The following is a 25,764-nucleotide window of genomic DNA, read 5'->3' on the forward strand; positions in this document are numbered from 1 at the left end:
TTGCAACTTATATTGTTTATTACAACAATAAACGGATTAAAACAAAACTAAAAGGACTTAGTCCTGTGCAGTACAGAACTAAATCCTTTCACTAATATTTTTTGTCTAACTTTTTGGGGGCAGTACAAAGAGTATACCCGTTTTTCTTGTATTGCGCCAGCCAATTTGGAAACATTCCTTGGTTTGGGAGGGCATAATCAAGACTAACACTTCTTTGCGAACGACCTTCAAGAAGAACTTTATCAATCATTTCTTGTTTTAATTCTGGAGAATAATAACGATTCTTTCCTTTCTTGACTATTTCTATCCCGTAACGAGCAATCAAACTAAACATGTATGTCAGTGTAGAAATACGTACTCCAAATTTATTTGAGAGTTGCTTTAAGCTGATTCCTTGTTTTTTTAGTTCATAGATTTGCACTTTATCTTCATAACTCAATTTCATAATAAAATACCCCAAAAGTTAGATTTTTTCTGTCTAATTTTTGGGGTGCAGATCATTCAGGCTCTATTTTTTTGAAATCTATGTAGAAATCATGTTTGAATTTTATAATAAAAATCCCAATTTTTCTAGTGCTTTTTCGACATAGTCTAAATCTTGTTGCGAATCAGCTTCTACTAGATGATAATGAACACCGTCTGTTAATTCAGATAAACCGCGGAAATTGGTCTCGTGAATTTGTTGAATGAATTGCTGAACATCTCTGCGACAAGTTAATTTCAGATAGGTTTGAATTTCCCCATAAACGGGATGCTCTACCATAATATTTTGAACTCGTCCACCGTTATCTACAATTGCCAGTAATTCCACTTCAATATCTTCAATCGTATGCTTAACTTTAAAAAGCTGGTGATAATATTTAGCAGTATCATTCGTTTTGTAAATATAGCCTCGATTTGTACTAATAATAGGGGCGCCATCTGCTCGTAAAACGGCAATGTCTTGTACAATGATTTGCCGAGTAACATGGAATTTCTCTGCTAAAATTTGTCCATTTAAGGGAGTTTCCGCAGTTTTTAAAAGCTGTAATAAATCTGTTCTTCTTTGTTTTATCATAAATTCATTGTAGAATAAATCTGTTAAATATTCAAGATTTAGCGGATTTTTTGTAGAGCTTTATAGATAAATTGTGCAATGATAAAATCAACGATACTATGAATAATAGTTCCAACTCCTACGAGGATGAAAAGCAGATAAAACATATTTGCTGGAAAAGAAGTTGAGGCGTAAAAGATGAGGCAAGCAAGGACTTCAGCAATTGCATGAATAAAGGCAAGGACAATATTAAGAATCCAAGTCTGGATTGGTTTATCTAAAGCTTTAGGATATTTTTTTAGATAAAGAGCGCCTACCAAGCCGAAGAATATGTGCGACAGGGCGCGAAGAACGATAACAATGGGATAACCAGCTACTAAAAAACCAAAAGTAGATCCTAGAATAACGATCAAAGCCATTAACGGCGAGATAAACATGGCTAAAAAGATGGGAACATGGCTTGCCAAAGTGTAGGATGCAGGTGGAATAATAATTTTTGCAGGCATAACCATCGGAATAACAATAGCTAGTGCAGTCAAGAGAGCTGTAAGAGTTATAAATTGATTTTTTGTTTTAGGTTTCATAATTTTCTCCTTTTTACTGTATATACACAAGTATAGTATACTGTTTTTTCAGATAATGTCAAGAGAAAATTTTGATAGAATAGGACAGAATTCCTAAACAATCTGTGTCATTTCTGTTAGAATGTCAGTAAGAGGAGAATATTATGATAGATGTAAAGAAACAACCAGAGTATATTTCCATTGATTCTTCCTTACGTTTGCGAAAGTATGATGGACAAGCTCATCTCGCCTTTTCTTGGTATCAAGACCCTGAGGTGATTCATTTGATAGATGGTAGTCGAGAGCTTTACACGCTTCAACGAATCAAGAAAATGTATGATTATCTTACTCAGCGTGGAGAAGTGTATTTTATTGAAGTTTTGACAAATGCAGGTTGGCAGCCGATTGGTGATGTGAGTTTTTGGCAAGAGGACATGCCGATTGTTATTGGCAATTCAGCTTATCGTGGTCAGGGAATCGGGAGGACAGTTGTTCAGGCATTGGTTGAACGCGGACGCAAGTTGGGTTATAAGCGCTTGTATGTTCAAGAAATCTATGATGACAATGAAGCTTCTAAGAAGATGTTTGAGTCAGTAGGGTTTTATCCTTTGGAAAAGACTGAAAATGGGCATCGCTATGCTTTGGATTTGACGCTTCCTTTGTCAGCTATTCAACCAAGTCAATTTTATCTTTCTGAGAAGAAATTAGAGCAGGTACAGGCATGGTTTGATACAAAGGACATAAATGCTTTAAAGCCTTTACCAATTAAGCGATGGAAAGATAAAATCTTTTTCACTGATGGACATAGCAGAGCATTTATAGCTTATCAAGCTGGTTTTGAATAGATTCCAGTTTATGCAGAAGAGGACGATTTGAATTGGGATTTCTATTACTATTGCCTTCAAACTTGTGAAAAAATGGGAATTTTTACGATAAAAGATTTAGAAAATCGTATCTTGCCTGAGTCGGATTATAGGAAAAAATGGTTGGATTGGTGCCAGCGAGTCGCGAAAGATTTTGAAGAATAAATAGTGATTATGTTATAATAAACAAGAAAACACTTTCACATAGAAGAGGTCAAAAATGATTTATGAATTTTGTGCAGAAAATGTGACTAATTTGGAAAAAGCCATGCAGGCTGGTGCTCGACGAATTGAACTTTGCGATAATCTAGCAGTTGGCGGAACAACGCCTAGTTACGGTGTCATAAAAGCGACTGTTGAGCTAGCAAAACCTTACAATGTGACCGTTATGACGATGATTCGTCCACGCGGGGGAGACTTTGCATACAATGACTTGGAAATGGAAATCATGCTAGAAGACATTCAAATGGCGCGCAGCGCTGGGACACACGGACTTGTTTTTGGTGTTTTGACAAGTGCTAATAAAATTGATTATCCAAAAATGGAAAAATTATTAAAAGCCTCGCAAGGGCTGGAAGTCGTCTTTCACATGGCTTTTGACGCCATTCCAAGAGAACATCAATTTAGTGAAATGGACTGGCTAATGGAACATAGCGTGAAACGGATTCTAACTCACGGTGGACTGGCAGAAGAGCCGATTCAAGAGCATTTTTCTTGGTTATATGAATTGATAAATCATGCAGCTAGTCGGATTGATATTTTACCAGGAGGCGGTATTACGGTTGATAATCGTGATGAAATTGTTGCAAAGCTCGGCGTCAATCAACTTCATGGTACCAAAATTGTATTTTAGAAAGTGAAGATCATGTTAGACTTATTTGAGAAATATCAAGCAAATCCAGAAAAATTACAGGTATTTGGTTTTGAAAAAAGAGGAGAAGAGTTTGTTTATTCTCAGGAAATAATGAATGGTGATTTTCTGTTACAGCTAAAACTGCAGGGTGAGAAGCTGGACTATCAAGTGTTTGACCAAGAGACTGGTGATGAATACGTACAAGTCAAAATGAAGACTATGACGGGTGAATTTGTCGGTCAAGTCCGTGAAGCTTGTCAGGATATTTTTTTGATGATTCGAGCTAATTGTTTTGAGGAAGTTGGCTTTCTTTATGAACAGAGTAGCCGCTTGCAGGAGTACGTAGCGAAGACCTATGGCGGACGACTGGAATATCTCTGGGAGAATTCTTCAAAAAATAGCAATCTTCATGCTGGTGTTTTTCGACATCAGGATACTAAAAAATGGTATGGCATTTTTATGACGATAGACTGGTCGAAGTTTGAAAATGGCAAAACTGGTCCAATAGAAGTGCTGAATGTCAAAAACAATCAAGTAGCTAATTTACTTAAAAAAGCAGGGATTTACCCAGCCTTTCACATGAATAAAAAATATTGGCTGAGCCTGCCCTTGGATGATACTTTGACGGATACAGAACTTTTTTCCCTTTTAGATAAGAGTTTTGAATTGACCCAAAAGAAATGAGGAACACAGTTAGGTTGCGCTAGCTGCGTTTTATTTTTACAGATAATGCAACAAAATAATGTATAATGGTAATTAGTAATAGCAGAGGAGAAAATATGAATCTTATCAGAAAATTGGGCTGGTTTTTCAAACTGGAGAAAAAACGTTATATTATCGGAATTCTAGCCTTGTCTTTGGTTAGTGTTTTTAATTTAATTCCTCCTAGAGTAATTGGTGTGGTCATTGACCGTATTGCTAGTCGAAATCTAACATCAGAGCAATTACTTTTAAATCTTTCACTTTTGGTTGCTTCGGCCTTTATTATGTATGGTCTGCGTTATCTTTGGCGTCTATATATTTTTGGTACGGCAAATCACTTGGGACGACTTTTACGTTCTCAACTCTTTGAGCACTTTACCCAAATGGCATCGTCTTTTTACCAAAAATATCGAACAGGAGATTTGATGGCGCATGCAACGAATGACATTAATGCAGTTGTAAGTGTGGCAGGTGGGGGTGTCATGTCGGCGGTAGATGCCTCTATCACAGCACTGGTAACGCTGCTGACCATGTTTTTTGTTTTAGACTGGCGCTTGACTTTGATTGCTATTCTGCCATTGCCATTTCTTTCCTGGGGAACCAGTTTAATTGGACGAAAAAATCATGAGAGCTTTAAAGCGGCTCAGGAGGCTTTTTCTGACTTGAATAACAAGGTACAGGAAAGCGTTTCAGGGATTAAAGTAACGAAATCGTTTGGCTATCAAAAAGTAGAAAGTCACTCTTTTGCTAGGACAAATCAGGATGTCTATGAGAAGAATATTTTAGCCGCTAAATACAATTCTCTCTTTGACCCTATGGTTCTGATTTTCATTGGCTTATCTTATGCGTTAACTTTGATTTTTGGGGGAATATTCATCTCTAGAGGGCAATTTACAGTCGGGGAATTAGTGACGTTTATTACTTATCTAGATATGCTGGTATGGCCTTTGCAGGCGATGGGCTATCTCTTCAACATCAGCCAGAGGGGAATGGTGTCTTATGAACGGATTGAGCGACTGTTGGCAGAAAAATCTGATGTCAAAGAGACCAAAAATCCCGTTTCCCCTATACAAAATGGTCGTTTGCTCTATTATATTCAGCGTTTTTCTTATGAGAAAGCAGCCACTTTATCCAATATTCATTTTGCATTAGAAAAAGGGCAGACGCTAGGAATTGTTGGACAAACAGGTTCTGGCAAAACAACACTATTACGCCTGCTCATGCGAGAACGGGATATTCAAGAAGGTGCTATTTATCTGAATGATCATGATATTCGAGATTATAGCTTAAATGATTTGCGGAGTTTGATTGGTTACGTACCACAAGAACAGATTCTTTTTGCAATGTCGATTGCGAACAATATTCGTTTTGCAAATCCAGACTTGTCAGATGACGAAGTGATTCAAGCTAGTAAACTTTGTGGTCTTTATGAGGATATTATTGCCATGCCAGAAGGCTTTCAGACGATTGTCGGTGAACGAGGGGTATCACTTTCAGGAGGTCAAAAGCAACGATTAGCGATGAGTCGAGCGCTCGTTTTGAAACCAGATATTTTAATCTTGGATGATTCTTTATCTGCTGTTGATGCTAAAACAGAGCATTTGATTTTGGAAAATCTCAAGGAAGAAAGAGATGGTAAGACGACGATTATTACTGCTCATCGGTTATCAGCAGTTGTTCATGCAGATTTGATTTTGGTGATGGAGAATGGACGCATTAAAGAGCGTGGCACTCACCAAGAATTGCTGGCTCAAAACGGTTGGTATGCGCATACTTATCACAACCAGCAACTGGCAGAAAGTCTGAAGGAGGAGTGATTATGAAAAAACAAACAACTTTTCATCGCCTTCTGACTTATATGTGGCGTTATAAATGGGTGAGCATTTTGGCACTTACTTTTATCTTTGCGACAACTTTGGTGACGACAGCTTTGCCTCTTTTGGCCCGGTATTTTATTGACCATTTTATCAGTCGTCGTCAGATTATGGCGGGATTTTATATTTTGATTCTCTATTATGCTCTCTTTCTTTTGAGGGTACTATTTACTTTCTTGGGACAGTATTCTTTTGCCCGTGTGGCATATAGCATTGTTCGCGATCTGCGTCAGGAGAGTTTTGAAAATATTGAGCGGCTACGTATGGCTTATTTTGATCAAACGGCTGCAGGAGCGATTGTTTCCCGTTTGACGAATGATACACAAGCGGTAGCAGATATGTTTAGTAGCATATTTTCAAGTTTTCTAAGTTCCATTTTTATTCTTGTTGTAACAGTAGTGACGATGTGCACCTTGAATTGGCGCTTGACAGGACTTATTGTACTTTTTTTACCAGTCATGCTGGGCTCCATTTTACTTTATCAACGCTTATCTAATCGTCTCCTCAAACTCGTCCGAAGCAAACTGAGTGATTTGAATGTTAAACTTTCTGAAAGTATTGAGGGAATGCGAATTATTCAGGCATTTAGTCAGGAAAAGCGTCTGATAAATGAATTTGAAACGATTAACGGCGAGCATTTGGAGTATACAGTCCGCTACCTCAATATCAATAGCCTTTTTCTGCGTCCAGCTATGTCTTTGTTAAAAATTTTAGCTTATGCAGTTATTTTAGCTTACTTTGGCTTTACTTGGCAGGTTGCAGGAGTGACAGCAGGGGTTATGTATGCTTTTATACAATATGTCAATCAACTTTTTAATCCTCTGATTGATTTGATGCAGAATTACTCTGTTTTACAGACATCTATGGTGGCTGCAGACCGTGTTTTTGCAATCATAGACCGCAGAGACTATGAGCCCAATCAAGCTAATCTTCCATTGGAAATTACAGCTGGGAATATTGAATTTCGTCATGTTTCCTTTTCGTACGACGGCAAGCGTGATGTTCTGAAAGATATTTCATTTTCAGTCAAGCAGGGGGAAACAATCGCCTTTGTCGGTGCGACTGGCTCAGGCAAGTCTTCGATTATCAATCTCTTTCTGCGTTTTTATGAATTTGAAAGAGGAGAAATTTTAATTGATAATCAAAACATTAAGGATTACAGTCAAGCTGAATTACGCCGCAATATTGGTTTAGTTCTTCAAGATCCTTTCCTCTATCACGGTACCATTGCTTCTAATATCCAAATGTATCAGGAAAATATGAGTCGAGAAGATATTGTAGAAGCTGCTAAGTTTGTGGATGCTCACGACTTTATCACTCAGCTTCCTGCAGGTTATGACAGTCCAGTAACCGAGCGAGGTGCGACTTTTTCAAGCGGACAAAGACAACTATTGGCTTTTGCGAGAACAATTGCTAGCAAGCCCAAAATCTTGATTTTGGACGAAGCAACTGCTAATATTGACTCAGAGACCGAAGAACTTATCCAAACTTCGCTGAAAAAAATGCGCCAAGGACGAACAACGATTGCCATTGCTCACCGTCTGTCTACCATTCAGGACGCTAACTGCATTTATGTCATGGAGCAGGGACGTATCATTGAATCTGGCACACACGAAGAGCTTCTAGCGCTTAAGGGGACTTATTATAAAATGTATCAATTGCAGGCTGGAATGATGAAAGAAGAGTGATATGTTAAAGAAGGAGGCTGGGCAAAAAGTGTCCCAGCTTCTATTAGATTTAGTAATAAACAAATAACGCAGTAGGTGATTGGACTCTTCATTCGCTTTTCAAGCTCAGAAGAGCGCTTTTGGCGAAAACTTCGTTTTCTTCATCTGCAACCTTAAACAGCTTGATAACTGTTTAAGCACCCTTGCGGGGGTGGGACTACGAACTAAAAATTTTCGATTTTTAGTTCTGTCCCACTCCCTTATAAATATTCATTTAAGCGTTCTAAGGTTTTTTCTAGATCCCCGTATTTAATTTTTGCATATTGATAAGGACAATCCTGTATATAACTTGCTTCAAAAAAATCCAATGGCAGATTGCTATGTTTGAGGGAGCTGACAGATTTAAGTCCACGTAGATCTAGTAAGATACCATCTCTATTGATAAAGTAGGAAAGTTTGAGCTGATTTTGGCTTAAAAGTTTTCTAGATCTCGTCAATTCTTTTTCTTGTTGATTGAGCAGAGAAAGACGATTTTTTTCAAACATGAGATTGTCAATATAAAGGGATAGAGCTTTCTGCATGATGAGATTGCTGTCGTAGTCTACTGCTTTTTTGTAGGCTATAAAAGTGGGCTGAATAGCTGGAGGAAATAGCAGAGCTGTTATCCGAAGGGCAGGGAAGAGGCTAGTAGAAAAAGATTTGATATAGATGACATGCTGGCTGTCGTCCAAGTAATGGAAGGTCAGTTCGCGTTTGCTGTCAAAGTCAGCCAAATAATCATCTTCTATGATATAAACATCATAAAGCCGAGCAAGACGAATGATTTCTTCCTTCTCCTTTCGACTGTAAGAATGCCCCAAGGGATAATGAAAGCGTGGGATAGTATAGAAGAATTTGATACGACCAGATTGAAAAATCCTCTCCAATTCTCCTAAATCAATTCCTTCTGGAGTTCGCTCAATTGTTTGATAAGGAAGTTTTTGGGCAGTTAGCAAATCATTTATCCGATGATAGGTAGGCTGTTCAACTAGAATTTCATATTTTTCATTTGGAAAGGCAATTTGCGAAAGAATATAAAGAGCTTGCTGGGTACCAGATGTCAGAACAATCCTATCAGCAGAGGTGTAGATAGCTGAATCTAGAAGCAGCTGCTGGACAGATTGTCGCAAATCCTCTAGCCCCTCTTGTTGCGAGTAGTAGTTAAAAAGATAATTCTCACGTCCAATCAGCGTTTCATTGAGACAAAGTCGAAAGTCTTCATAAATTTGGTAGTGGTCATCTCTGACGGTTAGCTCCATGTCCTGCTGATCCTCCAGACTATTTTCCAACACATAGTAGCCACTTTTAGGAACCGCATAGATATACTTCTGATATTTCAATTCCATTAGCGCCTTTTGAGCTGTATCCTTGCTACAGCGATAGTATTCTGCCAGCTGACGGACAGAAGGAATCTTTTGTCCCTTGGACAATTCCCCACTTTTAATATCTTGGCTAATCTGATCTACAATACATTGATACTTAGGTTTTATCATCTCAACTGTCCCCATACAGAAGAATTTTTCTCTATTGTAGCGTATTTTGAAATCTTTTACAATCAGGAAATGATAGTTTGGATTGTGTAGGATTCCCCCATAGATTTCTCCCTACCAATAATTAATGTAAAAGAAATTTAATGAAATAGTTATCTGAGTAATACATTAGCGGAATTGTAATTTAGGCTGAAATGGTTTATAATGAAAGGTAGCAAGTATATTAGGAGGCCGTCTAATGGAGAGAAAAATTAAAAAATCAGTAGTTGCGACCGGTTTAGCTGCAACCACTATTATTTCAGGCAGTTTATCACATCAAGTAAATGCCGAAGAAGTAAAAACACAATCTACTGAGCCAAAGACATCTGAAAAAATCACCAAACCAGTTACAGAAACAGATGTTCAATCAGCAAAGCTGCAAGCCGATGCTGCAAAGGTTCAAACAGATGCTCAGCAAAAAGTTGTAGAGCAAGTCAAAGGAGATGTAAATACTTCAAAGGACGCGGTGGCAGATAGCGAAAAAGCTGTTGCAAATGCTGAGGCAGAAAAGAAAGAAGCAACTCCAGAAGTTATTGAAACCGCAAAAGAAGAAGTGGCGACATCAGAGAAGACGGTTACAACAGAGGAAAATAAAGTTCAAGCAGCAGAACAGTCTGAAACAAAGGCAAAAGAAGCTGTTAAAAATCAAGAAAATGTTGTTGCAGGGCAACAATCACTTGTTGACGTTGCACAACGCGAATTAGACACAGCTAAAGCTCCAGTTGCCAATGAAGAACAAGATCTTAACCGCGCAAAGGAAGAAGAAAAACAAGCTGAAAAGAATTTGGCAGAAAAGCAAAAAGATCTTGCTAAAGTGAAAGAAGAAATCGCTAATCTTCCTAAAGAAATCGATTCAGCGACTGAACAAGTTAAGCAAAGTGAGCAAAAAGTTGCAGAAAATCAAGCGGCTATTGATCAAAAAGCCGCTGAAGTAGCCCGTGCTGAACAGTCAGCTACCAATAGAAGAAATGTTGATTTAAACAAGGCAACCTATGGTGAATTTTTACAACACGCTAAAACAAATGGAGCCAACGAAGCGATTCGTAATGCAGCTACTGAAGCTCTAGCAACTTATGAAAGAGCTAAACGTGAAGACGGTATTACAGTTGGTTCTGACGCAACAAGTCCAGCAACTTTAGCAAATAACTTAAAAGCGATTGAATTGGTTAGAGCTATCAATGCTTATCGTAGACAAGCTGGATTAAAAGAATTATTGATTGATCCTTACAAGAATCCAGCCAGCCAAGTCCAAACTCTTTATTTTGAAAGAGCAGATTGGCATATGGGCAAATATTTGAGAAATGAAAATGTAGCGATTAGTTTTACTCCGAAAGGAGCCGTTGATTTTTGGTATAAGGAAAAATCTATCTATATGGCTGAGGCAGCTAAGTATGGCTTAACAACCAATGAGCGAGACATTGATTCCAATCAAATTTATACCACCTTACGTAATCGTGGTCAACTTGCTTTCTTCTATAGAGTTGGTCACTATCTTCAAATGATGGATAAAAACTTTAATACCATTTCAGCTGCATATGATAAAGTTCCAAATCAATACAGTAATGTATATGGAACGTCTGAAGTTGGATTTCATAGAGAACCTAATTTTAATGCACGTGTTAACAACGGTACTCTTCTTAGCGCAGACGCGTATGAGCAAGCAATCCGTAATTTTGCTGGTGCTGCAAAAGCCGCAAATGCACAAGCAACAGTAGCGAAGAGTCAATTAGGCATGTTGCGAGCTCAAAGAACGGGTTATGTATCTACTTTAAATATTCAAAAAGCAAAATTAGCAGACCTTCAAAAGTTGACTGCGAATCGTTCAGCTGCTCTTGCTACTGCGAATGCTGGAGTGATTACAGCTGAAGCGGCCTTGACAAAAGCAAAGCAAAATGTTGTAACAAAAGAAGCTGCTTTGAAGCGCGCAACTGCAACTATTGCATCCAAGTTGGCACCAAAACAGGCAGCATTAGCAAAAGAACAAGGATTACTAGAAACTGCTAAAAATAAATTAGCAGAACTCAAGAAAGTCTTAATTACAGCAGAATTAAATGTTGCCAAGGCAAAAGACGCTTTGCAAACTAGTCAAACCAAGCTAAAAGAAGCACAAGATAACTTGGAAAAATTACAAAATGCACCACAAGCACTGGAAGCAGCTCAAAAGGCTCTTCAAGCTGCACAAGCTGACTATGCCTCTAAGGTTAAAACGTTAAAAGATGAAGAAGCAAAACTAGAGATTTCTCGTTCAATTTATACCAAGTTACAAGAAAACTATGAGCAATTGAGAAGTCAACTTCCTCCGAAGGCTCAAAAAGAAACAGGTGGAAAAGTACAAAACTTACACTTATCCAGAACTTACCAACCAAAACCATTGTTAGTTAGACAACAAAATACTGGTCAAAAAGTTCTGCCTGCTACAGGTACTAAAGCAGATCAGGTTGCTGCATTAGGTTTGCTACTTGGTTTGGGAACTCTAGCTAGTGCTCGCCGTCGTAAAAGAAATAACGAAGATTAAATAATTGAAGATTTTAGAAAAAATCTAATCTTTCTTCCCAAAGGCAAACAACTCTGTTTTCGAGTGTTTGTCTTTTTGATTGAGATAATTAAAATCAACAGTGAAGAAATGATAATAAAATAGAATTTAAATTAAATGTAACTTCTGCCTGATAGATATTTAAAGTATCTATCATTTTGAGAATCAGCACAAAAATAGTATAATAGACTGTATTCTCTTAACGAAACGAATAAAACTAAAGGAGTTTTTCATGCAAGTCATCAAACGTAATGGAGAAGTTACTGATTTTAATCCAGATAAAATTTATCAAGCTATTCTGAAAGCAGCACAAACAGTCTATGTCTTGACAGATGATCTACGTCAAAATTTAGCGCTTGTAACTAAAAAAGTAGTGTTAGATCTAGAGGAAGCTGGTGTTGAACGAGCTACTATCAGTATGATCCAATCTATGGTAGAAAATCGCCTGTTAGGTGCTGGTTATATCACCATTGCCGAGCATTATATCTCCTACCGATTGCAACGAGATTTGGATCGCAATGGTTATGGCGATCATATTGCAGTCCATTTACATTTTGAACAAATTCGATAAATTTACAGCCTAGATTACAGAATGAAGTAGTTGGCAGATTTTTTGAAAAATTTGCTAAAAATCAACTCTCTTTTAAGTTAATAATATTGCTTGTTCTAGAAAAGTTTACCACATTCCCTTAATTTCTGGGACTTGACAAGTGTATTTTAATATGATAAAATTTAAAAGATTTTAAGCTTGAAGGGAGTGAAAAAAATGTCAAAAACAGTAGTACGTAAAAATGAATCCCTTGACGATGCTCTTCGTCGTTTCAAACGTGCGGTTACTAAAGCTGGTACTCTTCAAGAAACACGCAAACGTGAATTCTATGAAAAACCTTCTGTAAAACGGAAACGTAAATCAGAAGCAGCTCGTAAACGTAAAAAATTCTAATTGAGCAAAATGACAGACTTCGGTCTGTTTTTTTATTTCTATTTAGATAAAATCGAACTCGTACTCAATAAAAATCAATAGCTTTAGCAGTTTTACCGTATGGACGTTATCTGTCATCTCAAAACTCCACCGCAAGTTTAATAGAAGTAGCAGCTAGAGGGGCAGGTTAAGGCAAACAGAATATCAAGAAACCGTGAGAGTAAACAAAAACACTGATTTTCATCAGTGAATTTTTTTCATAATTATTTGCTTTCGAGCAATGCTTTGATTTCTTGAAGAACTTCTAATTCAGTTGGTCCTGCAGCTTCTTCAGCAGTATCTTCTTTTTTAGTAAGACTTTGCGCTTTTTCAACAGACTTGACGATGAAGAAGAGAACTGTTCCGATGACGAGGAAATTGATAACAGCGCTTAAGAAACTACCGTATGCAATCCCATTCCATTTTAAACCAGCAATTTGTTCTACACCAGCAGCTTTTAAAGCTGGATTGAGAAAGAGTGGAGTAATAACATCTCCAATAAGCGAAGTCACAATAGCTCCAAAAGCATTGGCAATAATAACACCGACCGCCAAATCAATTACATTGCCGCGAAGCAAAAACTCTTTGAGGTCCTTTAACATTTTCTTTTTCCTTTCAAAATATTAAACTATATTATATCCAAAAAAAGGGGAAAGTCAATAAAATGTCTAAAAAATATAGTGAATATTTTACTTTTTGATAAATTTATTATAAAATGTAAATTGTTATTCTATGATAAATTGGGGGTGTTGTCTATTGATTGATAAAGAAATCATTTCTGATATTAAAAATAGCGTCAATATCGTCGAAATCATAGGAGAAGTCGTTGCTCTAACAAAGGCCGGAAGGAATTATTTGGGGCTTTGTCCTTTTCATGGGGAAAAAACTCCATCATTCAATGTAGTAGAAGAAAAACAATTTTATCACTGTTTTGGCTGTGGAAAGTCAGGTGATGTCTTTAAATTTATTGAAGATTATCGTGGTGTTTCTTTTATGGACGCTGTACAAATTGTTGCCGATCGTGCAGGGTTTCCATTAGAAATAGAGCATAGTAGAAAAGAGCTGTCAACACATACACATCCTCATCAAGCACTTTATGATATTCATGCAGAAGCTGCAAGGTTTTACCATGCAGTATTGATGACAACAAAGATAGGAGAAGAAGCACGTTCTTATCTTTATGAACGTGGCTTAACAGATGAGGTTATCAAGCATTTTCAAATTGGTTTAGCGCCCAATGAAAATAACTATCTTTATAAAAGTGTTAGTGGAAAGTTTGACGAGCAAGTCATTATGAATTCTGGTTTGTTCAACTTAGCTAATAACAATTTGGCTTATGACGCCTTTCAAAATCGGATTATGTTTCCATTGACAAATGATAAAGGCCAAGTCATTGCTTTTTCAGGTCGTATTTGGCAAGCAAGCGATATAGAGCAGAAAGTTGCTAAGTATAAGAATAGCCGCAGTACACCGATTTTCAATAAAAGTTATGAGTTGTATCATCTGGATAAAGCTAAACCGACTATTAAGAAAAGTCACGAAATTTACTTAATGGAAGGCTTTATGGATGTCATAGCTGCTTATCGTGCTGGAATTGAAAATGCTGTAGCATCTATGGGGACAGCATTGACGCATGAGCATGTGGATCATCTTCGTAAATTCGCAAAGAAAGTCATTTTAACGTACGATGGTGATAAAGCAGGACAAGCAGCGACAGCAAAAGCTCTGAATGAATTGCACGATTTATCAGTTGAAATTGTCAGGATTCCTGATAATATGGATCCGGATGAATTTATCAAAAAGAATTCTGCTGATGATTTACAAAATTTACTGACTAAAACACGAATTAGTGATATAGAGTTTCTTTTGAACTATCTGAAGCCAGATAATATCGAAAACTTGCAAGCTCAAATTGAATTTGTTGAACAAATGTCTCCGCTGATTGCACAGGTTCAATCAATTACTGCACAAAATTCCTATATTTATATGTTAGCTGAATTGTTACCTGATTTTGACTACCAGCAGGTGGAGCAAGCTGTTAATAATCATCGTTTAGTAAATAGAAGAGAGCAACAACAGCAATCGCATCAACAAGTGTCAAGACTTGACATTCCGGTAACACAGCAAGTATCACGGCTAATTAAGGCAGAGATTCATCTTCTGCAGCGGATGATTGATAATCCTGTGATTTTAAATGATTATCGTTTGAGGAAAGATTTTCATTTCGCAACAGTAGAATTGCAGACTTTGTACGATATTTTAAAAACAAATGGCGAGGTAACGCCACAAGATTTGTCTGAGCAAAATGATTCGGTACAGCAAGCTTGGTATCGGGTCTTAGAAGAAAATCTACCAGAGGAAGTTTCTGAGCAGGAACTGATTGAAGTGGAGCAAACGCGAGATAAGGAATTGCTTCGCAAAGAAAATCAATTGATTGGTAAAAAAGTCCGTGAAGCATCTCATAGTGGGGATGCAGATACGGCATTAGAAGAGCTAGAGCGATTTATTGCTCAAAAAAGGAGAATGGAGTAGGAATGGCTACAAAACAAAAAGAAGTAACAACTTTTGATGTTCAAGTTGCAGAATTTATTCGCAACCATAAAAAAACTGGTACAGCAACCGATGATGAAATCAATGATCGGCTAGTCATTCCATTTACTTTGGAAGCTGATGGCATTGAAGATCTTCTTCAACGGATTCAGGACGCAGGGATTGCTATTACGGATAAAGAAGGCAACCCAAGTGAACGGGTTTTAAATACAGAGGAAGAAGAAGCTGAATTAACAGATGAGGAGTTGCTTGGTAGCAATTCTGCTAAAGTGAACGACCCTGTCCGTATGTATTTAAAGGAAATTGGTGTTGTTCCGTTATTGACCAATGAAGAAGAGCAAGAATTAGCTGTTCTTGTGGAGCAAGGCGACTTAGAAGCGAAACAACGTTTGGCAGAAGCTAATTTGCGGTTGGTTGTCTCTATTGCTAAGCGCTATGTTGGACGCGGCATGCAGTTTCTTGACTTGATTCAAGAAGGCAATATGGGATTGATGAAAGCCGTTGACAAGTTTGACTATACCAAAGGTTTCAAATTTTCGACCTATGCCACTTGGTGGATTCGTCAAGCGATTACTCGTGCGATTGCTGACCAAGCGCGTACGATTCGGATTCCGGTTCACATGGTTGAGACAATCAATAAATTAGTGCGGGAGCAACGAAATCTTTTGCAAGAATTGGGACAAGATCCAACGCCAGAACAAATTGCTGAGCGCATGGATATGACACCAGATAAAGTTCGTGAGATTTTGAAGATTGCCCAAGAGCCGGTCTCTCTTGAAACTCCAATTGGAGAAGAAGATGATAGTCATCTTGGCGATTTCATTGAGGATGAAGTGATTGAAAATCCAGTTGATTACACAACACGTATTGTCCTACGTGAGCAATTAGACGAGGTTCTTGATACATTAACAGACCGTGAAGAAAATGTACTACGTTTGCGTTTCGGTCTAGATGATGGTAAAATGCGTACGCTGGAAGATGTTGGAAAAGTCTTTAACGTGACTCGTGAACGGATTCGACAAATTGAGGCCAAAGCCCTACGCAAATTGCGTCATCCAAGTCGTAGCAAGCCACTTCGTGACTTTATTGAAGATTAGTAGACAAAAGGAGGCACCATGGCATACACAAACGAACAAATTGATGATATTAAAAATCGTATCTTGGAAAGTTTGGAACAAGTTATTGACCCTGAATTAGGAATTGATATTGTAAATCTTGGTTTGATTTATGAAATTCGGTTCAATGGTGAAAATGGTGAGACGCAGATTGATATGACCTTAACAACAATGGGATGCCCGCTGGCTGACTTATTAACTGATCAGATTCATGATGCGATGTCAGATGTACCTGAAGTGAGCAAAGTAGAAGTGAGACTGGTGTGGTATCCAGCATGGACTGTGGATAAAATGAGTCGCTACGCACGCATCGCCCTAGGGATTAAATAAGAATATGGCAGCATGACTTGATTATGCTGCTTTTGTTTTGCTCAAACATTCAGAATTTGTGCAATATTTTAACTTTATATCACTTGAAGTATTGTAAGAATCTGTTATAATAGTTGAACATACTGAATTTTAGAAAAGGGAGAGAAGATGGTTAAAAAAGGAGCACTGACAGGATTACTCTTGTTTGGAATATTTTTCGGCGCAGGGAATTTAATCTTTCCGCCAACTTTAGGAGCTTTGTCTGGCGAACACTTCTGGTCAGCGATTGCAGGATTTGTGCTTTCAGGAGTTGGAATTGCTATTTTAACATTGATTATCGGTACTTTAAATCCCAAAGGCTATGTTTACGAAATTTCTAAAAAGGTTTCTCCTTGGTTTGCGACCAGTTACTTGGTAGTTCTGTATCTAGCGATTGGTCCATTTTTTGCCATTCCTCGGACGGCAACGACTTCTTATGAAGTTGGGATTGCACCATTGCTTTCGAGTAATATGACTGGATTAGGACTTATTATTTTTACAATCTTGTATTTTGTGGCTGCTTACTTGATTTCATTAAATCCTTCCAAAATTTTGGATCGGATTGGTCGGATTTTGACTCCTGTGTTTGCCATTTTGATTGTCATTCTAGTCATTTTAGGGGCAATAAAATACGGAGCAGCTGCACCGCAAGCTGCTAGCGCGGAATACGCAAAAGCAGCTTTTGGAACTGGCTTTCTTGAAGGGTATAATACGCTTGATGCACTTGCCTCTGTTGCTTTTAGCGTTATCGCTGTGCAAACATTGAACCAACTCGGCTTTGCCAACAAAAAGGAATATATCTCAACGATTTGGATTGTTGGAATTGTTGTTGCATTGGGATTTAGTGCACTTTATATTGGATTAGGATTTCTTGGAAATCATTTCCCAATTCCGGCTGATGTAATGGCGTCTAATGCCAATAAAGGAGTTTATGTCTTATCTCAAGCTACACAAGCTATTTTTGGTCCGACAGCACAGATTTTCCTTGCAGCCATGGTAATAGTGACTTGTTTCACGACTACGGTTGGTTTGATTGTTTCAACATCAGAATTTTTCAATAAAACCTTTCCTAAAATCAGCTACAAAACTTATGCAACAGCCTTTACCTTGATTGGATTTGCAATTGCAAATCTTGGTTTGGGAGCGATCATTCAGTATTCAGTTCCTGTCTTGCAAATTTTGTACCCGATTACCATTGCGATTGTAATGATTGTGATTGTCAATAAGTTTGTTGCCTTATCTAAGATTGGAATGCAGCTAACGGTCGCAGTTGTAACAATTATTGCCTTTGCGAATATCATTGGCTCGCAATTTAAATTGACTAGTGTGAGCAATTTAATCAATGCTTTGCCATTTGCGCAAGCTTCAATTCCTTGGCTGGTACCGACGATTGTCGGGATTGTGTTGTCCTTGTTTTTGCCAAATAAACAAAAAAGTGACTCATTTGAAATGGAATGATTAAAAAACTATCACGGAAGTGGTAGTTTTTTTATGACCATATCAAATTCAAGTTTTTACAAATCGTATCCTCTATTTTTAGATAGTGAACCAGTGTATACTTTTCTTAGAAAGAAAATGAGGAGGAAAAGATAATGATATCTATTGTGTTTTTGATTTCTGTATTTCTAGCGGGAATTTTATCATTTTTCTCGCCTTGTATATTGCCATTGCTTCCTGTATATGTTGGTATTTTATTGGATACAGATGAACCAAGAACAATCACTATTTTTGGAAAGAAGATTGCTTGGTACGGAATTATAAAAACACTATTTTTCATTGCAGGATTGTCCGTAGTCTTTTTAATTCTTGGATATGGCGCTGGCTTTTTGGGAAAAGTTCTCTATACAGAGTGGTTCCGCTATGTATTAGGAGCAATTGTTATTTTGCTCGGTGTTCATCAAATGGAACTGATCAATTTTAAGCTACTACAACGACAGAAAAGTGTTCAATTAAAAAAAGATAAAAATAGAAATGATTTTTACAATGCTTTCTTGCTAGGTGTGACCTTTAGCTTTGGTTGGACACCTTGTGTAGGTCCTGTTTTGAGTTCTGTTCTCGCAATTGCAGCTTCTGGTGGTAATGGAGCAGTACAAGGTGGCTTCCTCATGTTAGTTTATACCCTTGGTCTTGCTATCCCATTTCTCATTTTGGCGCTTGCCTCTTCTATTGTTTTACGCCATTTTGGGAAAATAAAACCTTATATGGGACTACTAAAGAAAATTGGCGGGTTACTTATCATCTTGATGGGAATTTTACTTATGCTGGGAAATCTTAATGTTCTAGCTTCAATATTTGGTGGATAAAAGGAGGAATCTCATGAAAAAAACAATGTTAGTCATCACAGGTCTTGTTTGTATTGCTCTGTTGGGTGCCTGTGGAAATCAAAAATCAGCTAGTGGAACTAAGTCTGGACACGGACAATTTACAAATAAAACGACAGCTACAAAGTTGAATCAAGGCGAAGCAGCTCCTGATTTTGAACTAAAAGGAGTTGACGGGAAAACTTATAAATTGTCAGATTTCAAAGGAAAGAAAGTTTATCTCAAATTTTGGGCATCTTGGTGTTCTATCTGCTTATCTACATTAAAGGATACTGATGAGTTAGCTAAAAATGCTGGGAAAGACTATGTAGTTTTGACGGTTGTTTCACCGGGGCATGTTGGTGAAAAATCTGAAGCAGATTTTAAAAACTGGTATGAGAAATTAAATTATAAACATTTACCTGTTTTACTAGATCCTAGTGGTAAACTATTGGAACAATATGGTGTTCGTTCTTATCCGACAGCTGCATTTATTGGAAGCGATGGAAAATTGGTAAAAACTCGTCCTGGACTTATTAAAAAAGCAGAAATTGAATCAACTCTTAAAAGCCTTAAATAGGAGGGGAGGATGATGGATCATAAAATGAAATGGTTATTATTTGGTGGAGCAGTCCTGCTGGTTTTAGGTTTATTTGTGCTAGGAAGTCGCATGATGCCAACCCTTAAAAATCAATCTGCTATTAATCAGATTAAAGAAGCAGCTGTTAGCCAGGCTGAACCGGTCAAGCAAAAGAAAGCGGACCTGAAAAATGCAAATTTAAAGCATATCTATTTGGCAGGAGGCTGTTTCTGGGGTGTAGAAGAATATTTTTCGCGTGTAGATGGAGTGGTTGACGCAGTCTCTGGTTATGCTAATGGCACTAGCGAAACCACGAAATACGAACTAATCTCGCAGACAAAACATGCAGAAACGGTTCATGTAACCTATGATGCCAATAAAATCTCTTTAAGAGAAATCTTGCTACATTACTTTAGAATTATCGATCCAACCAGCAAAAATAAGCAAGGCAATGATCGTGGAGTGCAATATCGTACAGGCGTGTATTATAAAGATCAGGCTGATGTAGAAACGATTAACAAAGTCTTTGACGAGCAGAAAGAAAAATTTAAAGAGCCATTGGCGGTCGAAAAACAACCATTAAAACATTTTATTAAGGCTGAAGAGTACCACCAAGATTATTTAAAGAAAAATCCAAATGGCTATTGCCATATCAATGTTAAGCAGGCTTCTTATCCAGTTATTGATGCTTCCAAATATAAAAAGCCTAGTGATGCAGAGATTAAAAAGAAACTATCTGATGAAGAATATGCTGTAACACAAAAAAATGATACTGAGCGTGCTTTTTCTAATCGCTATTGGGATAAGTTTGATGCAGGTATTTATGTAGATGTTGTAACAGGTGAGCCACTTTTCTCTTCCAAAGATAAATTTGAGTCTGGTTGTGGCTGGCCTAGCTTCACCCGTCCAATCAGCCCAGATGTCGCAACTTATAAGGAAGATCATAGTTTTAATATGACACGGACGGAAGTTAGAAGCCGTATTGGAAATTCACATCTTGGTCATGTCTTTACGGACGGACCAAAAGATAAGGGCGGACTTCGCTACTGTATCAACAGTTTAGCCATTCATTTCATTCCGAAAGACCAAATGGAAAGTAAAGGCTACGGTTATTTATTAAACTATGTGTAACAGCAATTTTCACAGAAATTTGCTATAATGAGTTTAATAAATAATAGGGGTGCGCTAGTGTATTCAATTATGATTGTAGAAGATGAATACCTTGTTCGGCAAGGTATTTCGTCTTTAGTAGATTTTGAAACATTTGATATGGAAGTCATGGGTGAGGCTGAAAATGGCTTGGATGCTTGGGAAAAGATACAGCTTGCACAGCCTGATATTGTCTTGACAGACATCAATATGCCACATATAAACGGGATTAAACTAGCTCAATTAGTCAAAGAACAATATCCTTCTGTTCATATTATCTTTTTAACGGGCTATGATGACTTCGATTACGCTTTATCAGCAGTAAAATTAGGTGCTGACGATTATTTACTAAAGCCGTTTTCGCGGGAAGATGTGGAAACGATGTTGTTTAAAGTCAAAGAGAAATTGGACAAGGAGCGAAAGCAGCATCAAGTTCATGAACTGGTTGAGCAAGCAGAATTTTCTGATTTAGAACAAGCAATTCATGATCGTTTGACCGATACAGAATTATCTCTTAAATCACTCGCTTTTCAACTCGGGTTTAGTTCGTCTTATTTGAGTGTTCTCATCAAAAAAGAGCTGGGCTTGCCATTTCAGGATTACTTAATTCAAGAACGGATGAAGAAAGCAAAATTACTGCTTTTGACAACTGACTTGAAGGTTTATGAAATTGCAGAGCAGGTAGGCTTTGAAGATATGAACTATTTTTCTCAACGCTTCAAGCAAGTCGTTGGAGTAACACCGCGGCAATTTAAACGAGGAGAAGGGCAATGAAACGATATTCGCTCCTAATTCAGTTAGTGATTTATGTTTTTATTATGATATTAGCTCTTTTGGGAATTGTCGGTGGGATTTATTATCAGACTAGTTCGGTTGCTATTCGCCAGACAACTGAGCAAAATACACGCAAGACCATTCAGCAAAGTGGTCAGTTTATCACTTCTTATTTACAAAAAGTTAAACAGACAACGAGTAGTTTGGCTGAAAATGAGAAAATAAAGACATACGCACAAATACCAAGCCAAGAAAACGCTGAACAACTTTGGCAATTATTCGCAACGATTTTAAAAACAGATTCGGATTTGGTATCTGCTATTTTGGTAACAAAAGACGGGAATCTCATATCAACAGATCCTGAATTAACCATGAAGACATCCGCTGATATGATGAAAGAAAAATGGTATCAGGATGCTATCCATAAAGGTTCTATGCCGATTTTGACACCAGCACGAAGAACCGTCAGTCATACAACTGGTGAAAAATGGGTGATTTCAATCATGCAGGAAGTTGTAGATAAAGATGGTAAAAATCTAGGGGTTGTTCGCTTAGATATTGGATACAAGACGTTGGAAGCTTATTTAGATCAACTACAGTTAGGAAAAGAAGGATTTACCTTTATCGTCGATGCCAATCATGACTTTGTCTATCATCCTAAAAAAGCAGTTTATTCTTCTCACGCTGAAATGAAAGCGATGGCGCCTTATCTTTCTGTAAAAAATGGATATGTCAAATCAAAACAAGCTTATGTATCTCAATATCAAATTCCAAATAGTGGTTGGACATTGATTGGGGTTTCTTCAATGGAACAATTGCATGCAGTTCAAACGCAGATTTTGTGGTCTTTTATTGGAACAGGTCTGTTTGCTTTGGGGGTTTGTCTAATAGGGATCTGGTTTGTGCTTCGGCTTTGGATTAAGCCTTTGCGAGATTTGCAAGCAACCATTTTAAAGGTTGGAAGTGGGCATTCAGATTTGAGGGCTAATGAAACCGGCTCTCCTGAATTAGTTGATTTGGCAAGACAATTTAATATTATGTTAGACCGGATTGATCAATTGATGATTGCAGTCAAAGAAGAGGAACAAAATGTCAGAAGATATGAATTGCAGGCGCTTTCCAGCCAAATCAACCCGCATTTTCTTTACAATACGTTAGATACAATTGTATGGATGGCAGAATTTAATGACAGCAAGCGTGTGGTAGAAGTCACAAAATCACTGGCTAAGTATTTCCGTTTAGCTTTGAACCAAGGACATGAACAAATTTCTCTTAAAGATGAAATTGATCACGTGCGTCAGTATCTCTTTATTCAAAAACAGCGCTATGGTGAGAAATTGCAATATGAAATTAAAGAGTTGAAGCAATATAATGACTACAAAATTCCAAAGTTGATTTTGCAGCCTTTGGTTGAGAACGCCATTTACCATGGTATCAAAGAAATGAATCGTCAAGGGAGGATTCGAGTTAGCGTCTCTGAAAATGACACGCAGCTCATCGTTTCAATTTATGACAATGGTCGTGGCTTTGTCGCCAGCGAAACTACAAATGCTACACTCGTTCGCTTGGGTGGTGTCGGTTTGAAGAATGTTAATCAGCGTTTGCAATTACAATTTGGTAAATCCTATCACATGGACATTCAATCTGAAGAAAATACTTATACGGAGATTCGTCTCTATTTTCCAAGGGCAAATAAAACCAACTGATGAAAGATTTCAGTTGGTTTTTAATATTTAATTCCCAACACTGGAGAATTTTTTCATGCCGTATTTGAATAGAGCGTAGTTGATAGTAAAAATAACAAGTAGGACTAAAGGAAGTAGCAAACCAATCCAGCTTAGATTTAAAAAATAAAGAGCTGGAAAAAAAGAAGTAAAAGCATAAGGAAATACAAAAATTAGTATCAATTGGATAAAGGTTGGGTAAATTTTGATAGGGTATTGTGCCATTTGATTGAGGGAGAAAATCCCCATTGTGATAGGGAAAGATTCGACAATCCAAAAAGCAAGAGCAGTAGGTCCTAATTGAATAGCAGCATAGAGTAAACCAATACAAATACAGATAAAGACAAAGAGAAGTAGATGAAAAATGTTCCAGTGCAGTCCGAGTAAATGATAGGCTTGATAAGTTGCAATAGCTCCCATTAGTGTTGTGCCAAATCCTTGTAGCTGCACGCGTTCACAAATTAGCTGAAAAAGAGGATTGATGGGCATGATAAGTAGGCGTTCAAACTCACCTTTGCGAATATAGCGGCTTCCAAACATCCAAAGATTGTCAAAGAAAATCAGGTGAACTGAACGTCCGATAGTTGCCATTCCATAAATAAATAGCATTTGTCCATAGTTGAATCCGGCAATTTCCTTGATATTTGCAAATAATACATTTAAAAAGATTAAATAAACAATCTGTTCAATCAAAGAAGAAATAAGTCCAATAAAGAAGTCCATCCTATAAGACATACTAGCAATCAAGTAAGCTTTGAGGTTATAAAAATAAATGTTGATGTATTTCATCTTCAACCTCCTAAAATGACTAAACGACGTTTAGCTTGATACCAAAGAAAAGCAATGAAAGCTGAAAGTATCGGAATCCAAGCCAATTGAATCCAGAAGAGATCAAAATTAACCTGTCTTTTCAAAAGGATATTGACCGGAAAATTAACAGCAAAGCTATAAGGTAATAGTTTCAAAATGTTTGCAATATTTTCTGGATAAAAACTTAGTGGCAAAAGCGCTCCTGAAGCGAGTGAAAAAAGCCCGTTTCTGAGAATCAATATTCCCCATGTATTTGCCGTGAAGAAGGCTGTTAAGCTAAATCCTAAATCTAACAGGAGGATGATAAACATTCCTAATAAACTAGAAAATAGGAAAAGCAAGCCTGTCTGCCAATTTGGAAGATAAAGCTGTCCTTGAAGCAAAGGGATAACTAATAAAATTGGAATGAATTTGATAATTTCAACGATTTTGACAGCAAAGTCTTGGAAAAAGAGAGAAGTAATGAGGGAATAAGGATAGAGTAGCTCACCAGTAATATTCCCATCTACAATCATCAGAGATAGATCCCGTCCAATACTAAAACTATTTAGATTTCCTAGTAGATTTGCGAAGATAATATAGGTAGTGAACGTTTCTAAAGTATAACCATTAACGTGAGATTGAGTGAAAAAAATAGTTTTCCAAACAAAAATAGAGACAAGAACTTGTATGAAAGTACGAATCAGGGTCGCGACAAAGAAAGATTTATATTGAAGTTGCGTAATAAGAGCTAATCGTGTGATATGGATATATTTACTCATCAAGCCCCTCCTCATAAATTTGTTTGACGATATTTTCAATTGTCAATTCTTTGATAGCTAGGTCTTCGATTGAATAATGATCAAAAATCTGATTGATAACTTGGGCATTAGTATAAATATCCGTCTGATAATGAATATTGAAATGATAAGAGTCAATTTTCTCAAAACGAAAACCATTGATTTGGAATAGCTCTTCTATTGGCGTTTGCGTTTTGAAAGAAATGGTTTTAACTGTTGAAAATTTTTCTCTTAATTTCGTCAGACTTCCATCATAAACCTTTTTGCCCTTATCAATAATGAAAATTCGTTCGCAGAGCGACTCAATATCCTGCATATCATGAGACGTAATGAGGAAAGTTGTCTGATACTCTTTATTCATAAAGCGAATGAAAGAGCGGATGGTTTCTTTTACACTGGCATCAAGACCGATTGTAGGTTCATCCAAGAAAACAACGGCAGGTTGATGAATGAATATAGCAGCAAATTCGCAGCGAACTCGTTGCCCGAGCGAAAGATTACGAACAGGCTGGTGAATAAAATCTCCTAGCTGCAACAGGTCAATTAATTGCCCCAAGCGTTCCTTAAAAACTTTATCAGAAACGTCATAGATTTTCGCATGCAAAATAAAAGATTCCAGCACAGGAATATCCCAACGTAAATGTGATTTTTGTCCAAACAAAACGCCAATTTGCTTATTGACTGCTGTCCGATGTTTCTGTGGGATGAGTCCATTAATTTTAACACTGCCTCGATCTGGATAAAGAACACCCGTCAGCATTTTTATAGTCGTGGACTTTCCGCTTCCATTCGAACCAATATAACCAACAATTTCACCTTTTTGAACCGTTAATGAAATATTCTGTACAGCGTGAATTTGTTTTTTCTTAGGGTGAAAAAAGGCTTTGATAGAACCTTTAAGGCCTAATTCTTTCTCGACAATACTATATGTCTTATATAATTGATTTGCTTCAATCATCATTATCTCCTTGTGGCAGAAAACGTTTGCGTATATTCATTATTATAACAAGTTCAC

24 protein-coding genes and 2 pseudogenes are annotated in these 25,764 nt (G+C 37.3%); 18 read left to right on the forward strand and 8 right to left on the reverse strand.

The genetic code is table 11. The features are described 5' to 3' along the window. Positions 1-95: IS3 family transposase (locus IYQ23_RS00005; protein WP_150861093.1), on the forward strand; the 95-nt coding region annotated here is incomplete at its 5' end. A gap of 32 nt (positions 96-127) precedes the next feature. Here the strand turns inward: IYQ23_RS00005 and IYQ23_RS00010 are convergent. The 3 genes and pseudogenes from IYQ23_RS00010 to IYQ23_RS00020 all read right to left on the reverse strand — a co-directional run. Beyond that, positions 128-445: pseudogene (locus IYQ23_RS00010) on the reverse strand (IS3 family transposase); the annotation flags it as partial. Between the two features lie 102 nt (positions 446-547). Beyond that, complete coding sequence (locus tag IYQ23_RS00015; protein WP_195673724.1) at positions 548-1,057, reverse strand: transcription repressor NadR; 510 nt, start codon at positions 1,055-1,057, stop codon at positions 548-550. A gap of 38 nt (positions 1,058-1,095) precedes the next feature. Further along, positions 1,096-1,620 carry an ECF transporter S component gene (locus tag IYQ23_RS00020; RefSeq protein WP_003033204.1) on the reverse strand — a complete coding sequence of 175 codons (525 nt, stop codon included), beginning with the start codon at positions 1,618-1,620 and terminating at the stop codon, positions 1,096-1,098. A gap of 143 nt (positions 1,621-1,763) precedes the next feature. On the opposite strand from IYQ23_RS00020, the pseudogene IYQ23_RS00025 reads away from it, so the two are divergent. From IYQ23_RS00025 to IYQ23_RS00045, 5 genes and pseudogenes are all read left to right on the forward strand, one after another. After that, positions 1,764-2,627: pseudogene (locus IYQ23_RS00025) on the forward strand (GNAT family N-acetyltransferase). Between the two features lie 55 nt (positions 2,628-2,682). Further along, positions 2,683-3,315: a copper homeostasis protein CutC gene (locus IYQ23_RS00030; RefSeq protein WP_195673725.1), complete on the forward strand. Its 633-nt coding sequence runs from the start codon at positions 2,683-2,685 to the stop codon at positions 3,313-3,315. Positions 3,316-3,327: 12 nt separating this feature from the next. Continuing rightward, positions 3,328-3,999 (forward strand): MmcQ/YjbR family DNA-binding protein, encoded by a 672-nt coding sequence (locus IYQ23_RS00035; RefSeq protein ID WP_021001651.1) that lies wholly within the window; start codon positions 3,328-3,330, stop codon positions 3,997-3,999. Between the two features lie 95 nt (positions 4,000-4,094). Further along, positions 4,095-5,834, forward strand: a complete 1,740-nt coding sequence (locus IYQ23_RS00040; RefSeq protein WP_195673726.1) for an ABC transporter ATP-binding protein — start codon at positions 4,095-4,097, stop codon at positions 5,832-5,834. Between the two features lie 2 nt (positions 5,835-5,836). Next, positions 5,837-7,579 (forward strand): ABC transporter ATP-binding protein, encoded by a 1,743-nt coding sequence (locus IYQ23_RS00045; protein ID WP_195673727.1) that lies wholly within the window; start codon positions 5,837-5,839, stop codon positions 7,577-7,579. Between the two features lie 239 nt (positions 7,580-7,818). Here the strand turns inward: IYQ23_RS00045 and IYQ23_RS00050 are convergent, their stop codons facing one another. Next, positions 7,819-9,105 carry a PLP-dependent aminotransferase family protein gene (locus IYQ23_RS00050; protein WP_195673728.1) on the reverse strand — a complete coding sequence of 429 codons (1,287 nt, stop codon included), beginning with the start codon at positions 9,103-9,105 and terminating at the stop codon, positions 7,819-7,821. 220 nt (positions 9,106-9,325) lie between these two features. On the opposite strand from IYQ23_RS00050, the gene IYQ23_RS00055 reads away from it, so the two are divergent. The 3 genes from IYQ23_RS00055 to rpsU all read left to right on the forward strand — a co-directional run bounded on the left by IYQ23_RS00055 (position 9,326) and on the right by rpsU (position 12,602). Further along, positions 9,326-11,641: a CAP domain-containing protein gene (locus IYQ23_RS00055; protein ID WP_195673729.1), complete on the forward strand. Its 2,316-nt coding sequence runs from the start codon at positions 9,326-9,328 to the stop codon at positions 11,639-11,641. Between the two features lie 250 nt (positions 11,642-11,891). Continuing rightward, on the forward strand, positions 11,892-12,230 hold the full coding sequence (locus tag IYQ23_RS00060) for an ATP cone domain-containing protein (protein ID WP_003024641.1): 339 nt from the start codon (positions 11,892-11,894) through the stop codon (positions 12,228-12,230). A gap of 195 nt (positions 12,231-12,425) precedes the next feature. Then, positions 12,426-12,602, forward strand: coding sequence for a 30S ribosomal protein S21 (gene rpsU / locus IYQ23_RS00065; protein ID WP_000048054.1), 177 nt, complete (start codon positions 12,426-12,428; stop codon positions 12,600-12,602). Positions 12,603-12,844: 242 nt separating this feature from the next. Here the strand turns inward: rpsU and mscL are convergent, their stop codons facing one another. Then, on the reverse strand, positions 12,845-13,222 hold the full coding sequence (mscL, locus tag IYQ23_RS00070; protein ID WP_117644497.1) for a large conductance mechanosensitive channel protein MscL: 378 nt from the start codon (positions 13,220-13,222) through the stop codon (positions 12,845-12,847). 154 nt (positions 13,223-13,376) lie between these two features. Here mscL and dnaG point away from each other — a divergent pair, with 154 nt between their 5' ends. The 9 genes from dnaG to IYQ23_RS00115 all read left to right on the forward strand — a co-directional run bounded on the left by dnaG (position 13,377) and on the right by IYQ23_RS00115 (position 23,142). Then, a complete protein-coding gene (gene dnaG, locus IYQ23_RS00075; RefSeq protein WP_324253090.1) occupies positions 13,377-15,152 on the forward strand; it encodes a DNA primase in 1,776 nt (591 codons plus the stop codon). A 2-nt stretch (positions 15,153-15,154) separates the two neighbouring features. Then, positions 15,155-16,267 (forward strand): RNA polymerase sigma factor RpoD, encoded by a 1,113-nt coding sequence (gene rpoD / locus IYQ23_RS00080; RefSeq protein WP_003024631.1) that lies wholly within the window; start codon positions 15,155-15,157, stop codon positions 16,265-16,267. Between the two features lie 18 nt (positions 16,268-16,285). After that, positions 16,286-16,615: a metal-sulfur cluster assembly factor gene (locus IYQ23_RS00085; RefSeq protein WP_003024629.1), complete on the forward strand. Its 330-nt coding sequence runs from the start codon at positions 16,286-16,288 to the stop codon at positions 16,613-16,615. 147 nt (positions 16,616-16,762) lie between these two features. Continuing rightward, positions 16,763-18,091: a branched-chain amino acid transport system II carrier protein gene (gene brnQ, locus IYQ23_RS00090; protein ID WP_195673731.1), complete on the forward strand. Its 1,329-nt coding sequence runs from the start codon at positions 16,763-16,765 to the stop codon at positions 18,089-18,091. 134 nt (positions 18,092-18,225) lie between these two features. Beyond that, the gene (ccdA2, locus tag IYQ23_RS00095; protein ID WP_003024626.1) at positions 18,226-18,936 is read left to right on the forward strand and encodes a thiol-disulfide oxidoreductase-associated membrane protein CcdA2; all 711 of its coding nucleotides are present in this window, start codon (positions 18,226-18,228) and stop codon (positions 18,934-18,936) included. Positions 18,937-18,949: 13 nt separating this feature from the next. Beyond that, complete coding sequence (locus IYQ23_RS00100) at positions 18,950-19,513, forward strand: redoxin domain-containing protein (protein ID WP_195673732.1); 564 nt, start codon at positions 18,950-18,952, stop codon at positions 19,511-19,513. A gap of 12 nt (positions 19,514-19,525) precedes the next feature. Next, positions 19,526-20,644: a peptide-methionine (R)-S-oxide reductase MsrB gene (gene msrB, locus IYQ23_RS00105; RefSeq protein WP_117644717.1), complete on the forward strand. Its 1,119-nt coding sequence runs from the start codon at positions 19,526-19,528 to the stop codon at positions 20,642-20,644. A 57-nt stretch (positions 20,645-20,701) separates the two neighbouring features. Further along, entirely contained in the window at positions 20,702-21,436 is a 735-nt protein-coding gene (locus IYQ23_RS00110) for a response regulator transcription factor (protein ID WP_195673733.1), read from the forward strand. Then, positions 21,433-23,142, forward strand: a complete 1,710-nt coding sequence (locus tag IYQ23_RS00115; RefSeq protein WP_195673734.1) for a cache domain-containing sensor histidine kinase — start codon at positions 21,433-21,435, stop codon at positions 23,140-23,142. The genes IYQ23_RS00110 and IYQ23_RS00115 overlap by 4 nt, the downstream gene beginning before the upstream one ends. Positions 23,143-23,169: 27 nt before the next feature. On the opposite strand, the gene IYQ23_RS00120 is transcribed toward IYQ23_RS00115, so the two are convergent. From IYQ23_RS00120 to IYQ23_RS00130, 3 genes are read right to left on the reverse strand one after another with little or no spacing between them, the layout of a single operon-like run. Then, positions 23,170-23,949, reverse strand: a complete 780-nt coding sequence (locus IYQ23_RS00120; RefSeq protein WP_037597054.1) for an ABC transporter permease — start codon at positions 23,947-23,949, stop codon at positions 23,170-23,172. A 2-nt stretch (positions 23,950-23,951) separates the two neighbouring features. Continuing rightward, positions 23,952-24,731, reverse strand: coding sequence for an ABC transporter permease (locus IYQ23_RS00125; RefSeq protein ID WP_195673735.1), 780 nt, complete (start codon positions 24,729-24,731; stop codon positions 23,952-23,954). Beyond that, positions 24,724-25,707 carry an ABC transporter ATP-binding protein gene (locus IYQ23_RS00130; RefSeq protein WP_195673945.1) on the reverse strand — a complete coding sequence of 328 codons (984 nt, stop codon included), beginning with the start codon at positions 25,705-25,707 and terminating at the stop codon, positions 24,724-24,726. Before IYQ23_RS00130 ends, IYQ23_RS00125 begins: the two co-directional genes overlap by 8 nt. Positions 25,708-25,764: the final 57 nt, after the last annotated feature.

It is taken from the genome of Streptococcus sp. HF-100, from assembly GCF_015594635.1.
In the GTDB taxonomy this organism is placed as follows: Bacteria; Bacillota; Bacilli; order Lactobacillales; family Streptococcaceae; genus Streptococcus; species Streptococcus vaginalis.

Bases quoted from the DNA above. Each gene is read 5' to 3' on its own strand.
- IYQ23_RS00015 (WP_195673724.1), bottom strand. From the start codon at position 1,057: ATGATAAAACAAAGAAGAACAGATTTATTACAGCTTTTAAAAACTGCG.
- IYQ23_RS00020 (WP_003033204.1), bottom strand. From the start codon at position 1,620: ATGAAACCTAAAACAAAAAATCAATTTATAACTCTTACAGCTCTCTTG.
- IYQ23_RS00030 (WP_195673725.1), top strand. From the start codon at position 2,683: ATGATTTATGAATTTTGTGCAGAAAATGTGACTAATTTGGAAAAAGCC.
- IYQ23_RS00035 (WP_021001651.1), top strand. From the start codon at position 3,328: ATGTTAGACTTATTTGAGAAATATCAAGCAAATCCAGAAAAATTACAG.
- IYQ23_RS00040 (WP_195673726.1), top strand. From the start codon at position 4,095: ATGAATCTTATCAGAAAATTGGGCTGGTTTTTCAAACTGGAGAAAAAA.
- IYQ23_RS00045 (WP_195673727.1), top strand. From the start codon at position 5,837: ATGAAAAAACAAACAACTTTTCATCGCCTTCTGACTTATATGTGGCGT.
- IYQ23_RS00050 (WP_195673728.1), bottom strand. From the start codon at position 9,105: ATGGGGACAGTTGAGATGATAAAACCTAAGTATCAATGTATTGTAGAT.
- IYQ23_RS00055 (WP_195673729.1), top strand. From the start codon at position 9,326: ATGGAGAGAAAAATTAAAAAATCAGTAGTTGCGACCGGTTTAGCTGCA.
- IYQ23_RS00060 (WP_003024641.1), top strand. From the start codon at position 11,892: ATGCAAGTCATCAAACGTAATGGAGAAGTTACTGATTTTAATCCAGAT.
- rpsU (WP_000048054.1), top strand. From the start codon at position 12,426: ATGTCAAAAACAGTAGTACGTAAAAATGAATCCCTTGACGATGCTCTT.
- mscL (WP_117644497.1), bottom strand. From the start codon at position 13,222: ATGTTAAAGGACCTCAAAGAGTTTTTGCTTCGCGGCAATGTAATTGAT.
- rpoD (WP_003024631.1), top strand. From the start codon at position 15,155: ATGGCTACAAAACAAAAAGAAGTAACAACTTTTGATGTTCAAGTTGCA.
- IYQ23_RS00085 (WP_003024629.1), top strand. From the start codon at position 16,286: ATGGCATACACAAACGAACAAATTGATGATATTAAAAATCGTATCTTG.
- brnQ (WP_195673731.1), top strand. From the start codon at position 16,763: ATGGTTAAAAAAGGAGCACTGACAGGATTACTCTTGTTTGGAATATTT.
- ccdA2 (WP_003024626.1), top strand. From the start codon at position 18,226: ATGATATCTATTGTGTTTTTGATTTCTGTATTTCTAGCGGGAATTTTA.
- IYQ23_RS00100 (WP_195673732.1), top strand. From the start codon at position 18,950: ATGAAAAAAACAATGTTAGTCATCACAGGTCTTGTTTGTATTGCTCTG.
- msrB (WP_117644717.1), top strand. From the start codon at position 19,526: ATGGATCATAAAATGAAATGGTTATTATTTGGTGGAGCAGTCCTGCTG.
- IYQ23_RS00115 (WP_195673734.1), top strand. From the start codon at position 21,433: ATGAAACGATATTCGCTCCTAATTCAGTTAGTGATTTATGTTTTTATT.
- IYQ23_RS00120 (WP_037597054.1), bottom strand. From the start codon at position 23,949: ATGAAATACATCAACATTTATTTTTATAACCTCAAAGCTTACTTGATT.
- IYQ23_RS00125 (WP_195673735.1), bottom strand. From the start codon at position 24,731: ATGAGTAAATATATCCATATCACACGATTAGCTCTTATTACGCAACTT.
- IYQ23_RS00130 (WP_195673945.1), bottom strand. From the start codon at position 25,707: ATGATTGAAGCAAATCAATTATATAAGACATATAGTATTGTCGAGAAA.